This is a genomic window from Erwinia pyri, assembly GCF_030758455.1.
Taxonomy (GTDB): Bacteria; Pseudomonadota; Gammaproteobacteria; order Enterobacterales; family Enterobacteriaceae; genus Erwinia; species Erwinia pyri.
Window position 1 is genome coordinate 3768521 of sequence record NZ_CP132353.1, and the last position, 20217, is coordinate 3788737.

General features: G+C 55.5%; 15 protein-coding genes. 9 read left to right on the forward strand and 6 right to left on the reverse strand.

Annotated features, from left to right (window positions below; translation table 11 throughout):
• The first annotated feature begins 93 nt into the window (after positions 1-93).
• Together rapA and rluA are read left to right on the forward strand one after the other, a co-directional pair.
• Entirely contained in the window at positions 94-3000 is a 2907-nt protein-coding gene (rapA, locus tag Q3V30_RS17870) for an RNA polymerase-associated protein RapA (RefSeq protein ID WP_306208033.1), read from the forward strand.
• Between the two features lie 43 nt (positions 3001-3043).
• A complete protein-coding gene (gene rluA, locus Q3V30_RS17875) occupies positions 3044-3697 on the forward strand; it encodes a bifunctional tRNA pseudouridine(32) synthase/23S rRNA pseudouridine(746) synthase RluA (protein WP_306213244.1) in 654 nt (217 codons plus the stop codon).
• Between the two features lie 15 nt (positions 3698-3712).
• Here the strand turns inward: rluA and djlA are convergent, their stop codons facing one another.
• A complete protein-coding gene (djlA, locus tag Q3V30_RS17880) occupies positions 3713-4540 on the reverse strand; it encodes a co-chaperone DjlA (RefSeq protein ID WP_306208035.1) in 828 nt (275 codons plus the stop codon).
• Between the two features lie 146 nt (positions 4541-4686).
• Between djlA and lptD the strand changes: the two genes are divergently transcribed.
• The 6 genes from lptD to apaH all read left to right on the forward strand — a co-directional run bounded on the left by lptD (position 4687) and on the right by apaH (position 11517).
• Positions 4687-7086, forward strand: a complete 2400-nt coding sequence (lptD, locus tag Q3V30_RS17885) for an LPS assembly protein LptD (RefSeq protein ID WP_306208038.1) — start codon at positions 4687-4689, stop codon at positions 7084-7086.
• A gap of 54 nt (positions 7087-7140) precedes the next feature.
• Entirely contained in the window at positions 7141-8436 is a 1296-nt protein-coding gene (gene surA, locus Q3V30_RS17890) for a peptidylprolyl isomerase SurA (RefSeq protein WP_306208040.1), read from the forward strand.
• Positions 8426-9418, forward strand: coding sequence for a 4-hydroxythreonine-4-phosphate dehydrogenase PdxA (pdxA, locus tag Q3V30_RS17895; protein ID WP_306208042.1), 993 nt, complete (start codon positions 8426-8428; stop codon positions 9416-9418). Before surA ends, pdxA begins: the two co-directional genes overlap by 11 nt.
• The gene (gene rsmA, locus Q3V30_RS17900) at positions 9411-10232 is read left to right on the forward strand and encodes a 16S rRNA (adenine(1518)-N(6)/adenine(1519)-N(6))-dimethyltransferase RsmA (protein ID WP_306208044.1); all 822 of its coding nucleotides are present in this window, start codon (positions 9411-9413) and stop codon (positions 10230-10232) included. Before pdxA ends, rsmA begins: the two co-directional genes overlap by 8 nt.
• Before the next feature lie 4 nt (positions 10233-10236).
• The gene (gene apaG, locus Q3V30_RS17905; RefSeq protein WP_306208046.1) at positions 10237-10614 is read left to right on the forward strand and encodes a Co2+/Mg2+ efflux protein ApaG; all 378 of its coding nucleotides are present in this window, start codon (positions 10237-10239) and stop codon (positions 10612-10614) included.
• 72 nt (positions 10615-10686) lie between these two features.
• Positions 10687-11517: a bis(5'-nucleosyl)-tetraphosphatase (symmetrical) ApaH gene (gene apaH, locus Q3V30_RS17910; RefSeq protein WP_306208048.1), complete on the forward strand. Its 831-nt coding sequence runs from the start codon at positions 10687-10689 to the stop codon at positions 11515-11517.
• A 67-nt stretch (positions 11518-11584) separates the two neighbouring features.
• On the opposite strand, the gene folA is transcribed toward apaH, so the two are convergent.
• A complete protein-coding gene (gene folA, locus Q3V30_RS17915; RefSeq protein ID WP_306208051.1) occupies positions 11585-12064 on the reverse strand; it encodes a type 3 dihydrofolate reductase in 480 nt (159 codons plus the stop codon).
• 190 nt (positions 12065-12254) lie between these two features.
• On the opposite strand from folA, the gene Q3V30_RS17920 reads away from it, so the two are divergent.
• Positions 12255-12869, forward strand: coding sequence for a LysE family translocator (locus Q3V30_RS17920; RefSeq protein ID WP_306208053.1), 615 nt, complete (start codon positions 12255-12257; stop codon positions 12867-12869).
• Positions 12870-12943: 74 nt separating this feature from the next.
• On the opposite strand, the gene Q3V30_RS17925 is transcribed toward Q3V30_RS17920, so the two are convergent.
• The 4 genes from Q3V30_RS17925 to dapB all read right to left on the reverse strand — a co-directional run bounded on the left by Q3V30_RS17925 (position 12944) and on the right by dapB (position 19580).
• A complete protein-coding gene (locus tag Q3V30_RS17925; protein ID WP_306208055.1) occupies positions 12944-13687 on the reverse strand; it encodes an acid phosphatase in 744 nt (247 codons plus the stop codon).
• Between the two features lie 221 nt (positions 13688-13908).
• Positions 13909-17133 (reverse strand): carbamoyl-phosphate synthase large subunit, encoded by a 3225-nt coding sequence (carB, locus tag Q3V30_RS17930; protein ID WP_306208058.1) that lies wholly within the window; start codon positions 17131-17133, stop codon positions 13909-13911.
• Positions 17134-17145: 12 nt separating this feature from the next.
• The gene (gene carA, locus Q3V30_RS17935) at positions 17146-18291 is read right to left on the reverse strand and encodes a glutamine-hydrolyzing carbamoyl-phosphate synthase small subunit (RefSeq protein WP_306208060.1); all 1146 of its coding nucleotides are present in this window, start codon (positions 18289-18291) and stop codon (positions 17146-17148) included.
• A 467-nt stretch (positions 18292-18758) separates the two neighbouring features.
• Positions 18759-19580: a 4-hydroxy-tetrahydrodipicolinate reductase gene (gene dapB, locus Q3V30_RS17940; protein WP_306208062.1), complete on the reverse strand. Its 822-nt coding sequence runs from the start codon at positions 19578-19580 to the stop codon at positions 18759-18761.
• Positions 19581-20217 lie beyond the last annotated feature (637 nt).

Here is a 20217-nt window from a genome sequence, read left to right on the forward strand (position 1 = left end):
TCCTGACCCTCTGAATATTTCTGCCGGGCATTGAATGCCGGGCGGTCGTGCTATTGCCTGCAATAACCTCTAAGAGAATCGAGCCGAATATCTATGCCTTTTACACTTGGTCAACGCTGGATCAGCGATACGGAAAGCGAATTGGGATTGGGCACTATCGTCGCGGTTGATACGCGTATGGTGACCGTACTGTTTCCTGCCACCGGCGAAAACCGTCTTTATGCCAGAAATGATTCTCCTATCACCCGCGTGATGTTTAATCCGGGCGATACCATCACCAGCCATGAAGGCTGGCAGCTTGAAGTTGAAGAAGTCACCACGGAAAATGGCCTGATGACCTACATCGGCACGCGTCTGGATACCCAGGAAACCGGCGTGGTGATGCGTGAAGTGATGCTCGACAGCAAGCTGGTGTTCAGCAAACCCCAGGATCGCCTGTTCGCCGGTCAGCTCGACCGCATGGATCGCTTTGCCCTGCGCTTTCGCGCGCGTAAATATCAGAGCGAGCAGTATCGCCTGGCGGTCAGCGGCCTGCGCGGAATGCGTACCAGCCTGATCCCGCACCAGCTGCATATCGCCCATGACGTGGGCCGTCGCCATGCGCCACGCGTCTTGCTGGCGGATGAGGTGGGCCTGGGGAAAACCATTGAAGCGGGGATGATCATCCACCAGCAGTTGCTGGCAGGCCGTGCCGAGCGCGTGCTGATTGTGGTGCCGGAAACGCTGCAGCATCAGTGGCTGGTTGAGATGCTGCGCCGCTTTAACCTGCGCTTCGCGCTGTTTGACGATGAGCGTTATGCGCAGGCGCAGCTCGACAGCGACAACGCGTTTGAAACCGAACAGCTGGTTATCTGCTCGCTCGACTTCGTGCGCCGCAACAAGCAGCGCCTGGAGATGCTGGCCGAAGCCGCCTGGGATCTGCTGATCGTCGATGAAGCGCACCACCTGGCGTGGGAAGAGGGCAAGCCGAGCCGTGAATATCAGGTAATCGAACAGCTGGCTGAACAGATCCCCGGCGTGCTGCTGCTGACCGCAACGCCAGAGCAGCTGGGTATGGAGAGCCATTTTGCCCGTCTGCGCCTGCTGGATCCCAACCGCTTTCACGATTTCGCCGCCTTTGTTGAAGAGCAGCAGCATTTTCGTCCCATCGCCGATGCGGTAACCGGCCTGCTGGCGGATAAAGCGCTGAGCCAGGATGAGCTGAATATGCTCAACGATCTGGTGGGTGAACAGGATATCGAACCGCTGCTGCAAACCGCCAACAGCGATCGCGAAGAGAAACTGGAAGCCCGCCAGGAACTGATCAGCATGCTGATGGATCGTCACGGTACCAGCCGCGTGCTGTTCCGTAACACCCGCAACGGCGTGAAGGGCTTCCCGAAACGCGAACTGCATGAGATCCGCCTGCCGCTCCCTTCGCAATATCAGACCGCGATCAAAGTCTCCGGCATCATGAGCGCGCGGAAAACTGTCGACGAGCGCGCGCGCGACATGCTCTATCCGGAGCAGATTTATCAGGAATTTGAAGGCGACAGCGGCACCTGGTGGAACTTCGATCCCCGCGTCGAGTGGCTGATGGGCTTCCTGACCAGTCACCGCGAGCACAAGGTGCTGGTGATCTGCGCCAAAGCCGCTACTGCGCTGCAGTTAGAGCAGGTCCTGCGCGAGCGCGAAGGGATCCGTGCCGCCGTGTTCCACGAGGGCCTCTCCATTATTGAACGCGACCGCGCGGCAGCCTGGTTTGCCTCCGAAGAGGAAGGCGCACAGGTTCTGCTCTGTTCGGAAATCGGATCGGAAGGCCGTAACTTCCAGTTCGCTAACCAGATGGTGATGTTCGATCTGCCGTTTAACCCCGACCTGCTGGAGCAGCGTATTGGCCGTCTTGACCGTATTGGTCAGGCGCACGATATTCAGATCCACGTGCCTTATCTGGAAAAAACCGCGCAGTCCGTGCTGGTGCAGTGGTTCCATGAAGGGCTGGACGCTTTTGAGCACACCTGCCCTACCGGCCGCGCCATCTATGACAACGTTTACGCTAAGCTGGTGGACTATCTCGCCTCGCCGGAAAACACCGACGGCCTGGATGAGTTTATTGCCGACTGCCGTAAGCAGCATAACGCGCTGAAAAGCCAGCTTGAGCAGGGGCGCGATCGTCTGCTGGAGCTGAACTCTAACGGCGGCGAGAAAGCGCAGGCGCTGGCTGAAAAAATTGCCGAGCAGGATAACGACACCGAGCTGGTCAACTTTGCGCTCAACCTGTTCGACATCGTGGGGATCAATCAGGAAGATCGCAGCGATAACATGATCGTGCTGACCCCTGGCGATCATATGCTGGTACCGGACTTCCCGGGTTTGCCGGAAGATGGCTGTACCATCACCTTTGACCGTGGTCAGGCCCTGTCACGCGAAGATGCGCAGTACGTCACCTGGGAACACCCTATCGTGCGTAACGGCCTGGATCTGATCCTCTCCGGCGATACCGGCAGCTGCGCCCTCTCCCTGTTGAAGAACAAGGCACTGCCGGTGGGCACGCTGCTGGTGGAGCTGATTTATGTGGTTGAGGCGCAGGCGCCGAAACATCTGCAGCTCACCCGCTTCCTGCCGCCTACGCCAGTCAGAATGCTGGTGGACCGTAAAGGCACCAACCTGGCCGGCAAGGTGGAGTTTGAAAGCTTTAACCGCCAGCTTAATGCGGTAAACCGCCACACCGGCAGCAAACTGGTCAACGCTGTTCAGCAGGATGTCCACGAGATCCTGCAGCTGGCTGAAGAAGAGGCCGCAGCCCTGGCTCGTGAGCTGATTGACGCGGCCCGTCAGGAAGCGGATGAAAAGCTGAGCGCGGAACTCTCGCGTCTGGATGCTCTTAGCGCCGTCAACCCGAACATCCGTCAGGATGAAATCGAGGCGCTGGAGAGTAACCGAGAGCAGGTTCTGTCGGCGCTGAACGAAGCGGGCTGGCGTCTTGACGCGCTGCGCCTGATTGTCGTGACGCATCAGTAACCCACAAGGGGGCGGTTTACGCCGCCCCGGATAAAACAAGATGATGGAACCCTACAACCCTCCGCAGGAACCCTGGCTGCATATCCTCTATCAGGATGCGCATATTATGGTGGTGAACAAGCCCAGCGGCCTGCTCTCCGTGCCTGGTCGTCTTGCCGAGTATAAAGACAGCGTGATGACGCGGATTCAGCGCGATTTTCCGGCCGCGGAGTGCGTGCATCGTCTGGATATGGCTACCAGCGGTGTAATCGTGGTGGCCATGACCAAAGCGGCGGAGCGTGAACTCAAGCGCCAGTTTCGCGATCGTGAACCGCAGAAAACCTATGTCGCCAGAGTATTCGGGCATCCCGGACAGGAGAAAGGGCTGGTCGATCTGCCGCTGATTTGTGACTGGCCGAACCGGCCTAAGCAGAAAGTCTGTTTTGAAACGGGAAAAGCGGCGCAAACGGAGTATGAAGTGCTGGAGTATGCGGCAGATAATAGCGCTCGCGTACGGTTAAAGCCGATTACCGGGCGCTCTCATCAGCTCCGGGTTCATATGCTGGCGCTGGGGCATCCCATCCTTGGCGATAATTTTTATGCCCATGATGAAGCCAGGGCGATGGCGCCTCGCCTGCAGCTGCATGCGGAAAGGTTAAGCCTCACCCACCCGCAGTACAAGACGCCTGTTACCTTTTACCAGCCAGCCGATTTTTGATCTCAACGCGCGGGATTATTTAAACCCTTTCTCGCGCTTGATCAGATCGTAAGCGGCCTGGATCTCCTGCGCTTTCTGCTTCGCCATCTCCATCATTTGCGGTGGTAAGCCCTTCGCCACCAGCTTATCCGGATGATGCTCGCTCATCAGCTTGCGGTAGGCACGCTTGATGGTGGTGCCATCATCGCTGCTTTTCACGCCCAGCACGCTACAGGCATCTTCCAGCGTCGGCCCACGCCGCGCCTGGCCAAAACCGCCCTGCGAGCCTGCGCCGCCCTGATAGTGCCCACCGCCGCCAAACTGCTGGCCGCTTTCCATCATGCGCAGGAACTGATCGAACTGCGTCTGCGAAATGCCCAGCTCCTCGGCAATCACAAACAGCACTTTTCTCTCATTAGGATGCAGTGAGCCATCCGCGAACGCTGCCTGAATCTGGATCTCCAGAAACATTCTGATCAGATCAAAACGGCCAAAGCAGGCGCTGCGCAGCTCTTGCAGTTTGCTGCGAAGAGGATAGTCGCCCTCTTTTCCTTCGCGAAATGCGCGCTGTGCCGAGTTTCTGGCTTCGCCATGCAGCTGCATGCGATCCATTAACAGAGACGCCATTTGAATATCCGCATCGGTCACACGCCCTTTTGACTTGGTCAAATGGCCCATTACCTGAAACGTAGTGCGGAAAAACAGCGTCTGTCGGGTTTGCTGATTCGCAAAATAGCCCTGTCCCTGAACCGCTCGCGCTTTATCAATCAGGTGGCCGATCAACAGGCCAAACGCTAACCCCCAAAACCCGGTGCCGCTCAATAATCCAAGCACAAGGCCAATTACTTTACCCCAATAGCGCATATACTCCTCAATTCGCCATGCTGAAGGCCAGAAATTGCATTATCATACCTGTCATTCATCCCAGAGCCTAACGCCCAGCTACCAAACCCAGGGATTAACACTAGCGCAACGCAGTTGAGTACGTTAGTCTCTGACCGTTTGTCGGCATGATGCCAGTTATCACGGAATTTTCGATACCGCGTATGAAAAAACGACTACCTACTTTGCTGGCCACGCTTATCGGTTCAGCGCTCTACAGCCAGCAGGGTCTGGCCGACGACCTTGCATCACAATGTATGCTGGGTGTGCCAAGCTATACACGTCCTCTGGTTCAGGGAAAAAATACCAATGACCTGCCGGTAACGATTAACGCGGATAAAGCCAAAGGCAACTACCCGGATAACGCCGTTTTTTCAGGCAATGTCGATATCCAGCAGGGTAACAGCCGCATGCTCGCGGACGAAGTACAGCTGCACCAGAAACAGCAGCCCGGTCAGCCGGCGCCGGTGCGCACCGTCGACGCGTTGGGTAATGTGCACTATGACGACAATCAGGTCATCCTGAAAGGTCCGAAAGCCTGGTCAAACCTCAACACCAAAGACACCAACGTCTGGAATGGTGAGTATCAGATGGTTGGCCGTCAGGGCCGGGGTAGCGGCGATCAGATGAAGCTGCGCGGTCAGAACCGCTATACCATTCTGGAAAACGGCACCTTTACTTCCTGTCTGCCTGGCGACAACAGCTGGAGCGTGGCGGGGACGGAAGTTATCGAAGACCGCGAGGAGCAGGTAGCGGAAATCTGGAACGCCCGCTTTAAAATTGGCTCGGTTCCGGTGCTCTACAGCCCCTATCTTCAGCTGCCTATCGGTGACCGCCGCCGCTCAGGCTTCCTGATCCCGAACGCAAAATATGGCAGCTCCAACGGCTTTGAATTCATTCTGCCCTATTACTGGAACATCGCGCCGCAGGCAGATGCCACCATCACGCCGCACTATATGAGCAAGCGCGGCACGCAGTTGCAGAATGAATTCCGTTACCTGACTCAGGCTGGAGCTGGCCTGATGGAGCTGGATTACCTGCCGAGTGACGATCAGTATGAGAAAGATGCCACTTCGCGCAATATCAAAGATGGCGATGACTCCAAGCGCTGGTTGTTCTACTGGAAGCATGCCGGTGTCTATGACAAAAACTGGCGCTTCAACGTCGACTATACCAAAGTCAGCGATCCGTACTACTTCACGGATCTCGACTCCACTTACGGTAACTCCACCGACGGCTACGTGACGCAAAAATTCAGCGTCGGCTACGCCGAGAAAAACTGGGACGCCACGCTCTCCACCAAACAGTTCCAGATCTTCTCTACTAATGCGTCCCGCGATGTCTATCGTGCAGAGCCGCAGTTTGACTTTAACTATTACCAGAACGACGTTGGTCCGTTCGATACGCATCTTTATGCGCAGGCGGTCAAGTTCACCAACGTTAATGAAGCGCTGCCGGATGCAACCCGTTTGCACCTGGAGCCAACTATCAACCTGCCGATGTCCAACGGCTGGGGAAGCCTGAATACCGAAGCGAAACTGCTGGCTACGCATTATCAGCAGGATGATATCGAGTATTACAACAGCCTGAGTGCCAACCAGGACAATCAGCTGAAAAGCAGCGTGAACCGCGTGATGCCGCAGTTCAAAGTTGATGGCAAGATGGTCTTTGACCGCGATATGGACTGGTCTCAAGGCTACACGCAGACGCTGGAACCGCGTATGCAGTACCTTTATCTCCCGTACCGGGACCAGAGCGATATCCGCGCCTACGACTCCACGCTTCTACAAAGTGACTATACCGGCCTGTTCCGCGACCGCACCTACAGCGGTCTGGATCGCATCGCTTCCGCTAACCAGCTGACCAGCGGCGTCACCACGCGAATTTTTGATAACGATCTGGTTGAACGTTTTAATGCTTCCGTAGGTCAAATCTACTCGTTTACTCCGTCACGTACCGGTCTGGACAGTGCGGACAGTGACGATCGGGGTAGCCTGGTATGGGCTGGTGATACCTATTACCGGATCAGCGACCGTTGGAGCACCCGCGGTGGCATTCAGTATGACACCCGCCTTGATAACATTTCGCAAGGCAACGCCGTACTGGAATATCGCCGTGATGCCGACCGTATGGTGCAGTTGAACTACCGCTACACCAGCCCGGAATATATTGAGCAGACGCTGACCCGTATCAGAAACCCGGGTTATCAGGATGGTATTTCTCAGGTGGGCGCAACGGCAAGCTGGCCGATTGCGGATGCCTGGTCAGTGGTGGGCGCCTGGTATTACGATACCAAAGCAAAACAGGCTGCCGATCAGCTGCTGGGCGTGCAGTACAGTTCCTGCTGCTACGCAATCCGGTTGGGATACGAGCGTAAAATCACCAGTTGGGATACCGACAATCTTAACAGTAAGTATGACAACAAAATCTCGTTCAACATTGAGCTACGTGGCCTGAGTCCGTCTTATAGCCTCGGCACCGGTCAAATGCTGCGTCAGGGCATACTGCCTTATCAGCGCTCTTTCTGATGTTGTGATTATTACTATGCAAACCCGCAGTGCGGATAGAAGAATGGAAAAAGTATGATGAACTGGAGAATGCTGATCCTCGGTGCAGCGCTGACAGCCAGCACCGCGTTTGCAGCACCGCAAGTTGTTGATAAAGTTGCCGCCGTAGTCAATAACGGCGTGGTTTTAGAGAGTGATGTAGAGAGCATGATGCGCTCGGTGAAAAGCCAGGCACAGCAGGCTGGTCAGCAGCTTCCCGATGACAAAACGCTGCGTCATCAGATTGTTGAGCGTCTGGTTATGGATAACATTCTGCTGCAGATGGGGAAACAGGCCGGGATCCAGATTTCGGATGCGCAGGTCGATCAGGCGATTCAGAATATCGCTGCGCAAAATAAGATGTCCACGGATCAGCTGCGTAGCCGCCTGGCTTACGACGGCATGAACTACGGCACCTACCGTGAGCAGATCCGCAAAGAGATGACGCTGTCAGAAGTGCGTAACAATGAAGTGCGTCGTCGCGTCACTATCCTGCCACAGGAAGTGGATTCTCTCTCCAAACAGGTTGCTTCACAGAACAACGCCAGCACCGAGTTAAACCTCAGCCACATTCTTCTGCCGCTGCCGGAAAACCCAACTCAGCAGCAGGTTGATGATCAGGAAACGCTGGCGAAGCAGTTAGTCAGCGAAAGCAAAAACGGCGCGGACTTTGGTAAGCTGGCGATCACCTACTCTGCCGATCCGCAGGCGCTGAAAGGCGGCAATATGGGCTGGGGCCGTATTCAGGAGCTGCCGTCACTGTTTGCTCAGGCGCTGGTGACTGCGAAAAAAGGCGATATCATCGGCCCGATCCGTTCCGGCGTTGGTTTCCATATCCTCAAGGTGAACGATGTCCGTGGCGACAGCCAGAACATCTCCGTTACCGAGGTACATGCCCGCCATATTCTGCTGAAGCCCTCTCCGGTCATGACCGACGAGCAGGCGCGTCAGAAGCTGGAGCAGGTATCTGCGGATATCAACAGCGGCAAAACTACCTTTGCTGAAGCCGCTAAGCAGCTTTCCCAGGATCCTGGCTCTGCCAATCAGGGTGGCGACTTAGGCTGGAGCTCACCGGAGATGTACGACCCGGCGTTCCGTGATGCACTGATGAAGCTGAAAAAAGGGCAGATGAGCACGCCAGTGCACTCTTCCTTTGGCTGGCATCTGATCCAGCTGCTGGATACCCGTCAGGTGGATAAAACTGATGCGGCCCAGAAAGAGCGCGCATACCGCCTGCTGTTCAACCGTAAGTTTGCGGAAGAAGCACAGACCTGGATGCAGGAGCAGCGTGCTGCCGCCTACGTAAAAATTCTGGATCCTAATGCTCAGTAACGTACGCGTTGCGATCACGCCCGGCGAACCCGCCGGGATTGGTCCTGATGTAACCCTTCAACTGGCCCAGCGCGACTGGCCAGTTGAACTGGTCGTGTGTGCCGATCCAGCTTTGCTGCGCGAGCGTGCGGCAAAGCTGGGTTTACCCCTGACGTTAAGAGAGTACCAGCCCGGTATTGCCGCCCAGCCGCAAAAAGCGGGCACGCTGACCGTGCTCCCTGTCTCCACGCCTCAGCCGGTAAAAGCGGGCGAGCTCTGCGTGGCTAACAGCCACTACGTGCTGGAAACCTTGAGCCGCGCCTGCGATGGCTGCCTGAACGGCGAATTCGCCGCGTTGATCACCGGCCCGGTGCACAAAGGCGTGATTAACGATGCGGGCATCCCTTTCAGTGGCCACACAGAGTTCTTTGCCGACCGTTCGCAGTGCGAACGCGTGGTGATGATGCTGGCAACGGAAGAGCTGCGCGTTGCGCTGGCAACCACCCATTTACCGCTGAAAGCCGTTTCAGACGCCATTACCCGTGAAAGCCTGCATGAAGTTATCGCTATCCTGCATGCCGATTTGCAAAGCAAGTTCGGCCTGGCTTCCCCGCACATTTTTGTCTGCGGCCTGAACCCACACGCGGGAGAAGGCGGCCATATGGGGCGGGAAGAGATCGATGTGATTATCCCCGCACTGAACGAGCTGCGTCAGCAGGGTATGCAGCTGACCGGCCCGCTGCCGGCAGATACGCTGTTCCAGCCAAAATATTTGCAGCATGCCGATGCCGTCCTGGCGATGTATCATGACCAGGGGCTTCCGGTGCTAAAATACCAGGGATTCGGGCGCGCGGTGAATATCACCCTCGGCCTGCCCTTTATCCGCACGTCCGTTGACCACGGCACCGCCCTTGAGCTGGCAGGCCAGGGCAACGCCGATGCGGGCAGCTTTATTACGGCGCTTAACCTCGCCATCACCATGATCAAGAGCAGTAATGAATAATCGCGTCCATCAGGGCCATTTCGCCCGCAAACGTTTCGGCCAGAACTTCCTTAACGACCAGTACATTATCGACAGCATCGTTTCCGCTATTCATCCGCAAAAAGGCGAGGCGATCGTGGAAATCGGTCCCGGTCTGGGCGCGTTAACCGAACCGGTTGGCGAGCGTCTGGATGCCATGACGGTTATCGAACTTGACCGTGATTTAGCGGCGCGCCTGCAAACCCATCCATTTTTAGGTCCCAAGCTGACGATTTTTCAGCAGGATGCCATGGCCTTCGACTTCGCGGAGTATGCCCGCGAAAAAGGCCAGTCGTTGCGCGTGTTTGGCAACCTGCCCTACAATATCTCCACCCCCTTGATGTTCCACCTTTTCAGCTATACTAATGCGATCAAAGATATGCATTTTATGCTGCAAAAAGAGGTGGTAAACCGGCTGGTAGCCGGGCCGGGCAGCAAAGCCTATGGCCGTCTGACGGTGATGGCGCAGTACTACTGTCAGGTTATCCCAGTCCTTGAAGTGCCGCCGGAATCCTTTACGCCAGCGCCTAAAGTGGAGTCTGCCGTGGTGCGCTTAATGCCCCATGCGAAGATTGCTAACCCGGTGCAGGATATGCGCCTGCTGAGCAGAATTACCACCGAGGCCTTTGGCAAACGTCGTAAAACGCTGCGTAACAGCCTGGGGCATCTCTTCTCTGCCGAAGCGCTGGCGGAGATGAATATCGACGCAACGCTGCGTGCGGAAAATATCTCCGTGGCGCAATATTGTCAGCTCGCTAACTGGCTGTCTGCGCATCCTCAGCCGCAGGAGAATTAACACAATGATCGATACGCCCCGAGTCTGTGTGCACGTACAGAGTGCTTATATTCCCTCGCAATCTGTACCTGATGAAGAACGTTATGTGTTTGCTTATACCGTTACCATACGCAATCTGGGGCGTACCGCTGTGCAACTGCTGGGCCGTTACTGGCTGATTACCAACGGTAACGGGCGCGAGACAGAGGTGCAGGGGGAAGGTGTGATCGGAGAACAGCCCCATATCGCCCCCGGCAGCGAGTTTCAGTACACCAGCGGTGCCGTTCTCGAAACGCCTATGGGCACCATGCAGGGACACTATGAGATGATCGACAGTGAAGGGGAAACTTTCCAGGTCGATATCCCAGTGTTCCGGCTGGCCATTCCCAGCCATATTCATTAATTCACTTGATTGCACTGGCGCGTCCCGGCTTCGCGGCCCGGACGCGTCCGTCGCCTTTTCCGGAAAGGTTTAATGAGCACATATCTGATCGGCGACGTTCACGGTTGCTATGATGAACTTCACTCTCTGCTGGATCAGGTCGCGTTTGATCCGCAGCAGGATACGCTGTGGCTGACTGGCGATCTGGTCGCCCGTGGCCCGGGCTCGCTGGATGTCCTGCGCTATGTTCGCTCGCTGGGCGATTGCGTCCGGTTAGTACTGGGCAACCACGACCTTCACCTTCTGGCGGTTTTTGCCGGGATCAGCCGCAATAAACCCAAAGATCGTCTTAATCCCTTGCTGGAAGCGGACGATGCGGATGAGCTGATTAACTGGCTTCGCCGTCAGCCGCTGCTGCAGGTGGATGAAGAGAAAAAGCTGGTGATGGCGCACGCCGGGATCACGCCGCAGTGGGATATCGAAACGGCCCAGATGTGTGCCCGCGAGGTGGAAGCGGTGCTTTCCAGCGATACCTATCCGCTGTTTCTGGATGCCATGTATGGTGACATGCCGAACAACTGGGTACCGGAGCTTACCGGTCTTGCCCGTCTGCGCTTCAGCACCAATGCGCTGACCCGGATGCGCTACTGCTTCCCTAACGGTCAGTTAGATATGATCTGTAAAGAGGCACCGGGATCGGCTCCGCCACCGCTCAAGCCGTGGTTTAACATTGCGGGGCCGGTCGCTCGTGATTACACCATAGTCTTTGGACACTGGGCTTCACTGGAAGGTAAAGGGACACCGGAAGGCATTATCGGGCTGGATACTGGCTGCTGCTGGGGCGGGCCGCTGACGATGCTGCGTTGGGAAGATAAAACGTGGTTCGCTCAGCCCTCCAACCGCGAACGGGCGGTGGAAGAGTAGTTGCCGGCTTAACAAAACGCATCCTGCCAGAAAGAGCTCCGGCAGAATGCGTTTCATCACTCTGAAACTAGCGACGCTCCAGAATTTCGAAACAGAAGCTGTGGCTGTTCTTGTCATCCGCATCGTGGAATTCGCTGAACGTTGACTGCCACTCTTCCGGCTCAAAGTCCGGGAACGTCGTGTCGCCCACCACTTCAGCATCAATATGCGTCAGATAAAGCTTGTCGGCCTGCGCCAGAAACTGTTCATAGATCCGTCCGCCGCCAATCACCATCACCTCTTCAGCCTCACCGGCTGCCTGCAACGCTTCTTCGATTGAAGCGACCCAGGTGACGCCCTCAGCCGTAGAGGGCTGGCTGCTGATGACGATGTTCAGACGGTCCGGCAGCGGTCGTCCGACAGACTCCCAGGTACGGCGTCCCATGATCACAGGTTTATTCAGGGTGTTGCGTTTGAACCAGGCTAAATCCGCTGGCAGGTGCCACGGCATAGCGTTATCCATCCCTATCACACGGTCGGCCGCCATAGCGGCAATCAGGCTTATCATCTTGGAAACTCGGTAAGGTGTAAAATTGGCGCCATCATACGTAAAGGCGAAACTTTCGTCGATACCCCTGCAGCGGGATTTGCGTAAAGCTTTTGCAGGGTAACGTTTGCGTGGTATTTGCGCTGGCCAATAGCTGAAAAGTGGTGCGAACGTGCTAGAATCCGCACCTTAATTGCTACAGGACACCACCATGTTAGAGACCAGCTTGATTATCGCCACGATTGCGGCCCTGGGCATGCTTTCGCCCGGCCCCGATTTCTTTCTGATTATCAAGAATGCCGCCCGCTATCCCCGTACTGCAGCCATGTTTACCGCGCTGGGCGTCACCTGCGCCGTGGCCACACATATGGCTTATTGCGTGGCCGGTCTGGCCGTGGTGATCACCACCACGCCGTGGCTGTTTATGCTGCTGAAATATGTCGGCGCGGCTTATCTGATCTTTATTGGTATCCAGGCTTTGCTCTCACGCGGCAGCAGCAAAATGGATCTCAGCAACGTAGCGCCGGAAACCACCTCGCTGAAGAGAGCGTTTCTGCAGGGCTACCTCTGTAATCTGCTGAATCCTAAAGCCACGCTGTTCTTCCTGTCGATGTTTACTCAGGTGCTGAACGTGCATACCGGCCTGGGTGAGAAGATCTGGTACGCGGGGATTATTATTGCTCTCTGTGCTCTCTGGTGGCCTCTGCTGATCGTGATTATTCAGAGCGCTCCGGTGCGCCGTGGTCTGGCGAAGGCGCAGAAGCTGATCGACAAGCTGCTGGGCGGCGTGCTGATCGCGCTGGGCATCAAAGTCGCACTTTCCTGATCTCCCCTGCCCCACCGCGCTCCGATAACCAGAGAAAATACCTCAGCCAACTGCCGCTGGCTGAGGTGAGCGGATTACGCTCCTGATTTAGTCAGACCGGCAAATTCTGCTTTCGCTTTCTGTAACTGCTCTGCAAACGCCGGTTCCGCATGCAGCCTTGCAACCACAGCAGAGGCGACAAGGCGGGCAGCAGTCACGTCGCTCTGCCAGTGGTAGCCGCAAATGACCCGGCTTTGCCCCATTTCATACCCCCGCTTAAGGATCTCCCCCTGCCTGCTGGTATTCACTTCCGCCAGCACCAGCGCCGTTGCCCAGCCGATGGTGGTATGCCCTGAAGGATAAGAGCCATTTTTAGAGAGGGTACTCTCTTCATCCTGGCGGCAGGTTGGTTCGTTATAAAAGGCAAAAGGCCGGATGCGCATATAGTGATCCTTGGCGGAACGGGTAGCCAGATCGCCAGCGTCCTCGCGCATTTTCATCACCAGCCGGTAAATTTCAGGCGTTTTCTGCTTATCAATGGTCATCCCAAACGCCTCTGATAACGCTTCAGCCACGCCGTCACCCGCTACATGAGCATCTTTCCAGGCCTGCTTGCCTCTTGGCGTGTTCCGCAACATTTTGCCCACGTCATACTGAGCTTTGTCATTGAGAAAATCCAGGCTGTCCATGGCGGGCGGCGGTGGCAGCAGCGCCAGGCTGTCGGGGGCCTGCCCCTCTTGCAGATAAAACCGGTCCGGTTGAGTAGTGACATCTTTTGCAGCCAGCGCCGACTGCCCTGCCGCCAGGCAGACCATAACCGTTAACAGTAATTTCTTCATTTTTTATTATCCCAGAGTGTTGTGATACCGCTTCGGTGCGGAATTATGTAACCCATTGAAAAGATTATGCCGAAGAATAATATCGAAGCTAGGGCGTGGAAAACCGTAGCGGGATCACAGGCAAAAAAAATCCCTGCCTGAGCAGGGATTTTTTTACGATCTGGCTGGCTGATGCCGGTTAGCGCATTCCGCTCCCGCTAAAAGCAGGAGCCAGCGCTTACTTAGCCTTTGATCTGCGCATGCATTTCCTGCACGGAGATAACCTGCTCCGTTGGATCTGCACTCAGCGAGTTCGCGGTAGCGAAACCGCCGTTCAGCGTGGTGTCGTAATGCACTTTGTACTGCAGAGCACTGCGGCGGATGAGTTTGGAATCCGCAATCGCCTGGCGTCCTGCCGTGGTGTTGACGATATAAGCGTACTCGCCGTTCTTCAGGCGGTCCTGAATATGCGGACGCCCTTCATGCACCTTGTTCACCAGGCGTGGATTAATCCCCGCTTCACCCAGCACCACGGCGGTGCCGTGGGTGGCATCCAGCTCAAAGCCCAGCTTCTGCAGCCTCGCGGCCAGGTCAACGATGCGCTTCTTGTCGCCATCACGCACCGAGAGCAGCGCACGACCCGACTTCTTCATGTTGCTCTGCGCGCCCAGCATCGCTTTAGAGAACGCTTCCGCAAAGGTGCGGCCAACGCCCATCACTTCACCGGTTGAGCGCATTTCCGGGCCAAGGATAGGGTCAACGCCCTGGAACTTGTTGAACGGCAGCACCACCTCTTTTACCGAGTAGTAAGGCGGGATGATCTCTTCCGTTACGCCCTGCTCTGCCAGCGTTTTGCCAGCCATGACGCGCGCGGCTACTTTCGCCAGCGGCATGCCGGTGGCTTTGGAGACAAACGGCACGGTACGCGCAGCACGTGGGTTCACCTCAATCAGGTAAACTTCGTTATCTTTCACCGCGAACTGCACGTTCATCAGACCGCGCACGCAGAGCTCGAAGGCCAGCTTCTCAACCTGCTGACGCATCACATCCTGGATCTCTTTGCTCAGCGTGTAGGCTGGCAATGAACAGGCGGAGTCACCGGAGTGCACGCCAGCCTGCTCGATATGTTCCATGATGCCGCCAATCAGCACGCGCTCGCCGTCACAGATAGCATCCACATCCACTTCTACCGCGTCATCCAGGAAGCGGTCCAGCAGCACAGGCGCATCGTTAGAGACAGAGACAGCCGTGTGGAAGTAACGTTTCAGATCGATTTCGTCATAGACGATTTCCATTGCACGACCGCCCAGCACATAAGAAGGACGTACAACCAGCGGGTAACCGATGCTGGCAGCTTTCTCTACGGCCATTTCAATAGCGGTCACGGTGGCGTTAGCAGGCTGCTTCAGGCCCAGACGCTCAACGGCCTGCTGGAAACGTTCACGGTCTTCTGCCCGGTCAATGGCATCCGGGCTGGTGCCGATAATCGGCACGCCAGCGGCTTCCAGATCGCGCGCCAGCTTCAACGGCGTCTGGCCACCATACTGCACGATAACCCCTTTTGGCTTCTCGATGCGTACGATTTCCAGCACGTCTTCCAGCGTTACCGGCTCGAAATAGAGGCGGTCTGAGGTGTCGTAATCGGTTGAAACGGTTTCCGGGTTACAGTTGACCATGATGGTCTCGTAACCATCTTCACGCAGCGCCAGTGAGGCGTGGACGCAGCAGTAGTCAAACTCAATGCCCTGCCCGATACGGTTTGGTCCGCCGCCCAGCACCATGATTTTTTCGCGGTCGCTGTTAGGGTTGGATTCGCACTCTTCCTCGTAGGTTGAGTACATATAGGCGGTGTCGGTAGAGAACTCTGCCGCGCAGGTATCAACGCGCTTGTAAACCGGATGCAGATTGTACTGTTCGCGCAGCTTACGGACTTCTGATTCCGAGACGCCAGCCAGCGCAGAGAGACGCGCATCCGCAAAGCCTTTACGCTTCAGGGTACGCAGGAAGTCAGCGGTCAGGCCGTTGACGCCTTCATGAGCAACCTGCTCTTCCAGCTGCACCAGCTCCTCAATCTGTACCAGGAACCAGCGGTCGATATTGGTGAGGCTGAACACTTCTTCCACGTTCATACCAGCGCGGAAGGCGTCAGCTATGTACCAGATACGATCTGAACCGGCATCTTTCAGCTCGCGGCGGATAAGGGTCATCGCTTCCGGATCGTTGCGGTCCACTTTCGGGTCGAAACCGTGAGCGCCCACTTCCAGACCGCGCAGCGCTTTCTGCATCGATTCCTGCAGCGTGCGCCCAATCGCCATCACTTCGCCTACCGATTTCATCTGCGTGGTGAGACGGTCGTTAGCGCCCGCAAATTTCTCGAAGTTAAAGCGAGGAATTTTGGTCACAACGTAGTCGATAGAGGGTTCGAACGAGGCTGGCGTACGGCCGCCAGTGATATCGTTCATCAGCTCATCCAGCGTATAGCCCACGGCCAGCTTGGCGGCGATTTTCGCAATCGGGAAGCCGGTTGCTTTAGAAGCCAGCGCCGAAGAACGGGAAACGCGTGGGTTCATCTCAATGATGATCAGACGGCCATTTTCCGGGTTTACCGAGAACTGCACGTTAGAGCCGCCGGTTTCCACACCGATTTCACGCAGTACCGCCATCGAGGCGTTACGCATGATTTGGTACTCTTTGTCGGTCAGCGTCTGGGCAGGCGCCACGGTGATGGAGTCGCCGGTGTGGATCCCCATCGCATCGAAGTTTTCAATAGAGCAGACGATGATGCAGTTGTCGTTTTTATCGCGCACCACCTCCATCTCATACTCTTTCCAGCCAATCAGCGACTCATCAATCAGCAGCTCGTTGGTTGGCGACAGGTCGAGACCGCGTTCGCAAATTTCTTCAAACTCTTCGCGGTTGTAGGCGATACCGCCGCCCGATCCGCCCATGGTAAAGGAGGGACGAATGATGCAGGGGAAGCCTACATCCGCAGCAACCGCCAGCGCTTCTTCCATGGTATGAGCGATACCGGAACGCGCGGTTTCCAGACCGATTTTTTTCATCGCCACATCAAAACGACGACGGTCTTCCGCTTTATCAATGGCATCAGCCGTGGCGCCGATCATGGTGACGCCAAACTCTTCCAGCACGCCCTGACGCTCCAGCTCCAGCGCACAGTTCAGCGCAGTCTGGCCGCCCATGGTCGGCAGAACGGCATCAGGACGCTCTTTTTCGATAATTTTGCGCACGACTTCCCAGTGGATAGGCTCAATATAAGTTGCATCAGCCATATCCGGGTCGGTCATGATGGTTGCCGGGTTAGAGTTCACCAGCACCACACGGTAGCCTTCTTCACGCAGGGCTTTACAGGCCTGAGCGCCAGAGTAGTCGAACTCGCAGGCCTGGCCGATAACGATCGGGCCAGCGCCGAGGATCAGGATACTTTTTATGTCGGTACGTTTTGGCATGTTGGCTCCTGATTATTTAGCGGTAGAACGGTAAGCTTCGATCAGTTCGATAAAGTGATCGAACAGCGGGGCGGCATCGGCCGGTCCCGGGCTGGCTTCAGGGTGGCCCTGGAAGCTGAATGCCGGCTTATCGATGCGGTGGATCCCCTGCACCGTATTGTCAAACAGTGAGGTATGCGTCACTCGCAGATTGGCAGGCAAGTTGCTGTCATCTACCGCAAAACCGTGGTTCTGTGCGGTGATCATAACGGTACCTCTTTCCAGGTCTTTCACCGGATGGTTACCACCGTGGTGGCCCAGCTTCATCTTCACGGTTTTAGCCCCGCTGGCCAGCGCCAGCAGCTGGTGGCCCAGACAGATGCCGAATACCGGGACGTCGGTTTCCAGGAACGCTTTGATCGCCTCGATAGCGTAATCACAAGGTTCCGGATCCCCGGGACCGTTGGAGAGGAAAATGCCGTCCGGGTTCATCTTCAGAACCTCTTCCGCTGGGGTCTGTGCCGGAACCACGGTCAGGCGGCAGCCGCGGTCCACCAGCATCCGCAGGATGTTGCGCTTCACGCCATAGTCGTAAGCGACAACGTGGAAAGGCAGCTCAGCTTCCTGTTTCGCTTCCGGCAAACCGTCCAGCGTCCAGCTACCCTGCAGCCAGCTGTAGCTTTCACCGATGGAGACTTCTTTCGCCAGATCCATTCCCTTCAGGCCCGGGAACGCCTTAGCCTGCTGCAGAGCAAATTCTGCATCTGGCGCATCGCCGGCAATGATACAGCCGTTCTGCGCCCCTTTTTCGCGCAGCAGGCGGGTCAGCTTACGCGTATCGATATCGGCAATCCCCACGATGTTCAGGCGCTGCAGATAGTCTGACAGCCCCTCTTCATTACGGAAGTTGCTGGCAATCAGCGGCAGGTCGCGGATAACCAGACCCTGAGCGTGTACCTGAGAAGATTCTTCATCAGCGGAGTTGGTGCCGACATTGCCGATATGGGGATAAGTAAGAGTAACGATCTGGCGGGAATAGGAAGGATCAGTGAGGATTTCTTGATAACCGGTCATTGAAGTGTTGAAAACAACTTCTCCCACTGCCGAACCTGTTGCCCCGATGGCCCGACCGTGGAATTGGGTTCCGTCTTCCAGAACCAATAGCGCTGACTTAATCAAAACATCCTCCTGAGAATAAACAGTCACATTATTTGCATATTAATTCATGAGGACCCCATAAATCAATGCAAAAACCGCCTGAGTTCTCGATTTTTGGCAAATTGCGCGCATTCTAATGATCGCCCACCCCATTGTCTACCCTGCAGGTGAGTTTTTCATAGGTTTTTACTCAACTGGTGAGTAAATCGGAAGATTTACTGCAAAAGGAGCACTCATTACGGTCATAAAACCGGTTGCGTTAACAAATGCGCATAAGAAGGGTACTAAGCGGAGGAAAAAGTGGACCAAATGGTCAAAATTAACCTTATAGCGAGATAAAAATGGAAGATAACTTAAGATAATAAAGGTGAGGGAACAAAATATGATAATTAACGCTATTATTACAAAATAAAAAGGGCAATAAAATTATTGCCCATCCAATCAGAACGTTATGATTGAAATAACCACATCACGATGGTGCACAACACTTATAAATTTTCAAGATTAAGCACGCTTCTCATATCATAAAGACCATGATTATGACCGCTTAACCACTCAGCCGCACGAACCGCCCCTTTTGCGAAGGTCATCCGGCTTGAAGCCTTATGGGTTATCTCTACACGTTCGCCAATATCAGCAAAGATAGCGGTATGCTCGCCGACAATGTCGCCAGCACGAACGGTGGCAAAACCGATGGTCTGCGCTTTACGCTCACCCGTATGACCTTCCCGGGCATAGACGGCATGGTCATTAAGATCCCATTCCATCGCATCAGCAATCGCTTCACCCATTGCCAGCGCAGTGCCCGAAGGGGCATCCACTTTATGGCGATGGTGCGCTTCAACAATTTCGATATCAGCGTAATCACCCATCACTTTGGCGGCTTTCTCCAGCAGTTTGAGTACCAGATTAACGCCCACGCTGAAGTTAGCAGCAAATACGATAGCAATATCTTGTGATGCTTCTTTGATGGCCGCTTTACCTGCCTCATCAAAACCGGTGGTGCCGATCACCATCGCTTTCTGATGCTGGCGGCAGAATGTCAGGTAAGCCAGCGTGCCTTCAGGACGGGTGAAGTCGATTAGCACGTCAAAATCGTTCACTACAGCCTGCAGGCTGTCACTGATTTTCACGTTCAGCGTTCCTGTCCCGGCCAGCTCACCAGCATCAACCCCCACCAGCGAAGAGCCTTCACGCACCAGCGCTGCGCCTAAGCACACGCCTTCCGCCTCCTCTGCTGCCTGAATTAACTGACGCCCCATGCGTCCTGAGGCGCCCACAATAGCGAGGCGGATTTGTGCATTGTTCATTTTGAATCCCTGTATAAAGTCTGTGCATGCAAAGCGAAGACAGGTTAACCATGCGCTAACCCTCGCGCCACCTTAAAAGCAGCATAATAAGAATTTTATGCCAGCCGCGATGGATTATCAGTAAAACAAATTTTAGAGGGGTTTTATGGTGTGCCCACTCAAGTCAAAACCGGGTTCGGTGGCAAGGCGTCACCACGGAGCACGTTATCCGAGACGTCGTGAATCCATCCCTGGAGACTTGGATGCCGCATCCCTGCGGCATACACTCGGCTAACGTGCTCCGTGGTGCCCCCCCATCAGAATCAGCTTTGGCAGTATGTTCGGCGATCAAACAGATCAAAAGCTGACAGTGTCAAGCTTGTGCCAGCGCTCAATATTTTAGCTCTGGTTTTGGTTTTTCAAACAGGCAATGCTAAAGCTATTGGGAAGGAAGAGCGGGCTGATAAGCAAAGCATCTGCGACATGGACGTCGCAGCTGAGCCTCCAGGGAGGATTCACGGCGTCTTTGTGTTCAGCCCGCTCTTCCTGACCAGGCCACCATCAACACAGACGACATGCCTTTCTTTAAAAGCAAACTGAAGTTTTCCTGAGAGTGTTGTAGCAAAGTCAACGGCGGTTTTGGCGACTGGCGTCACCG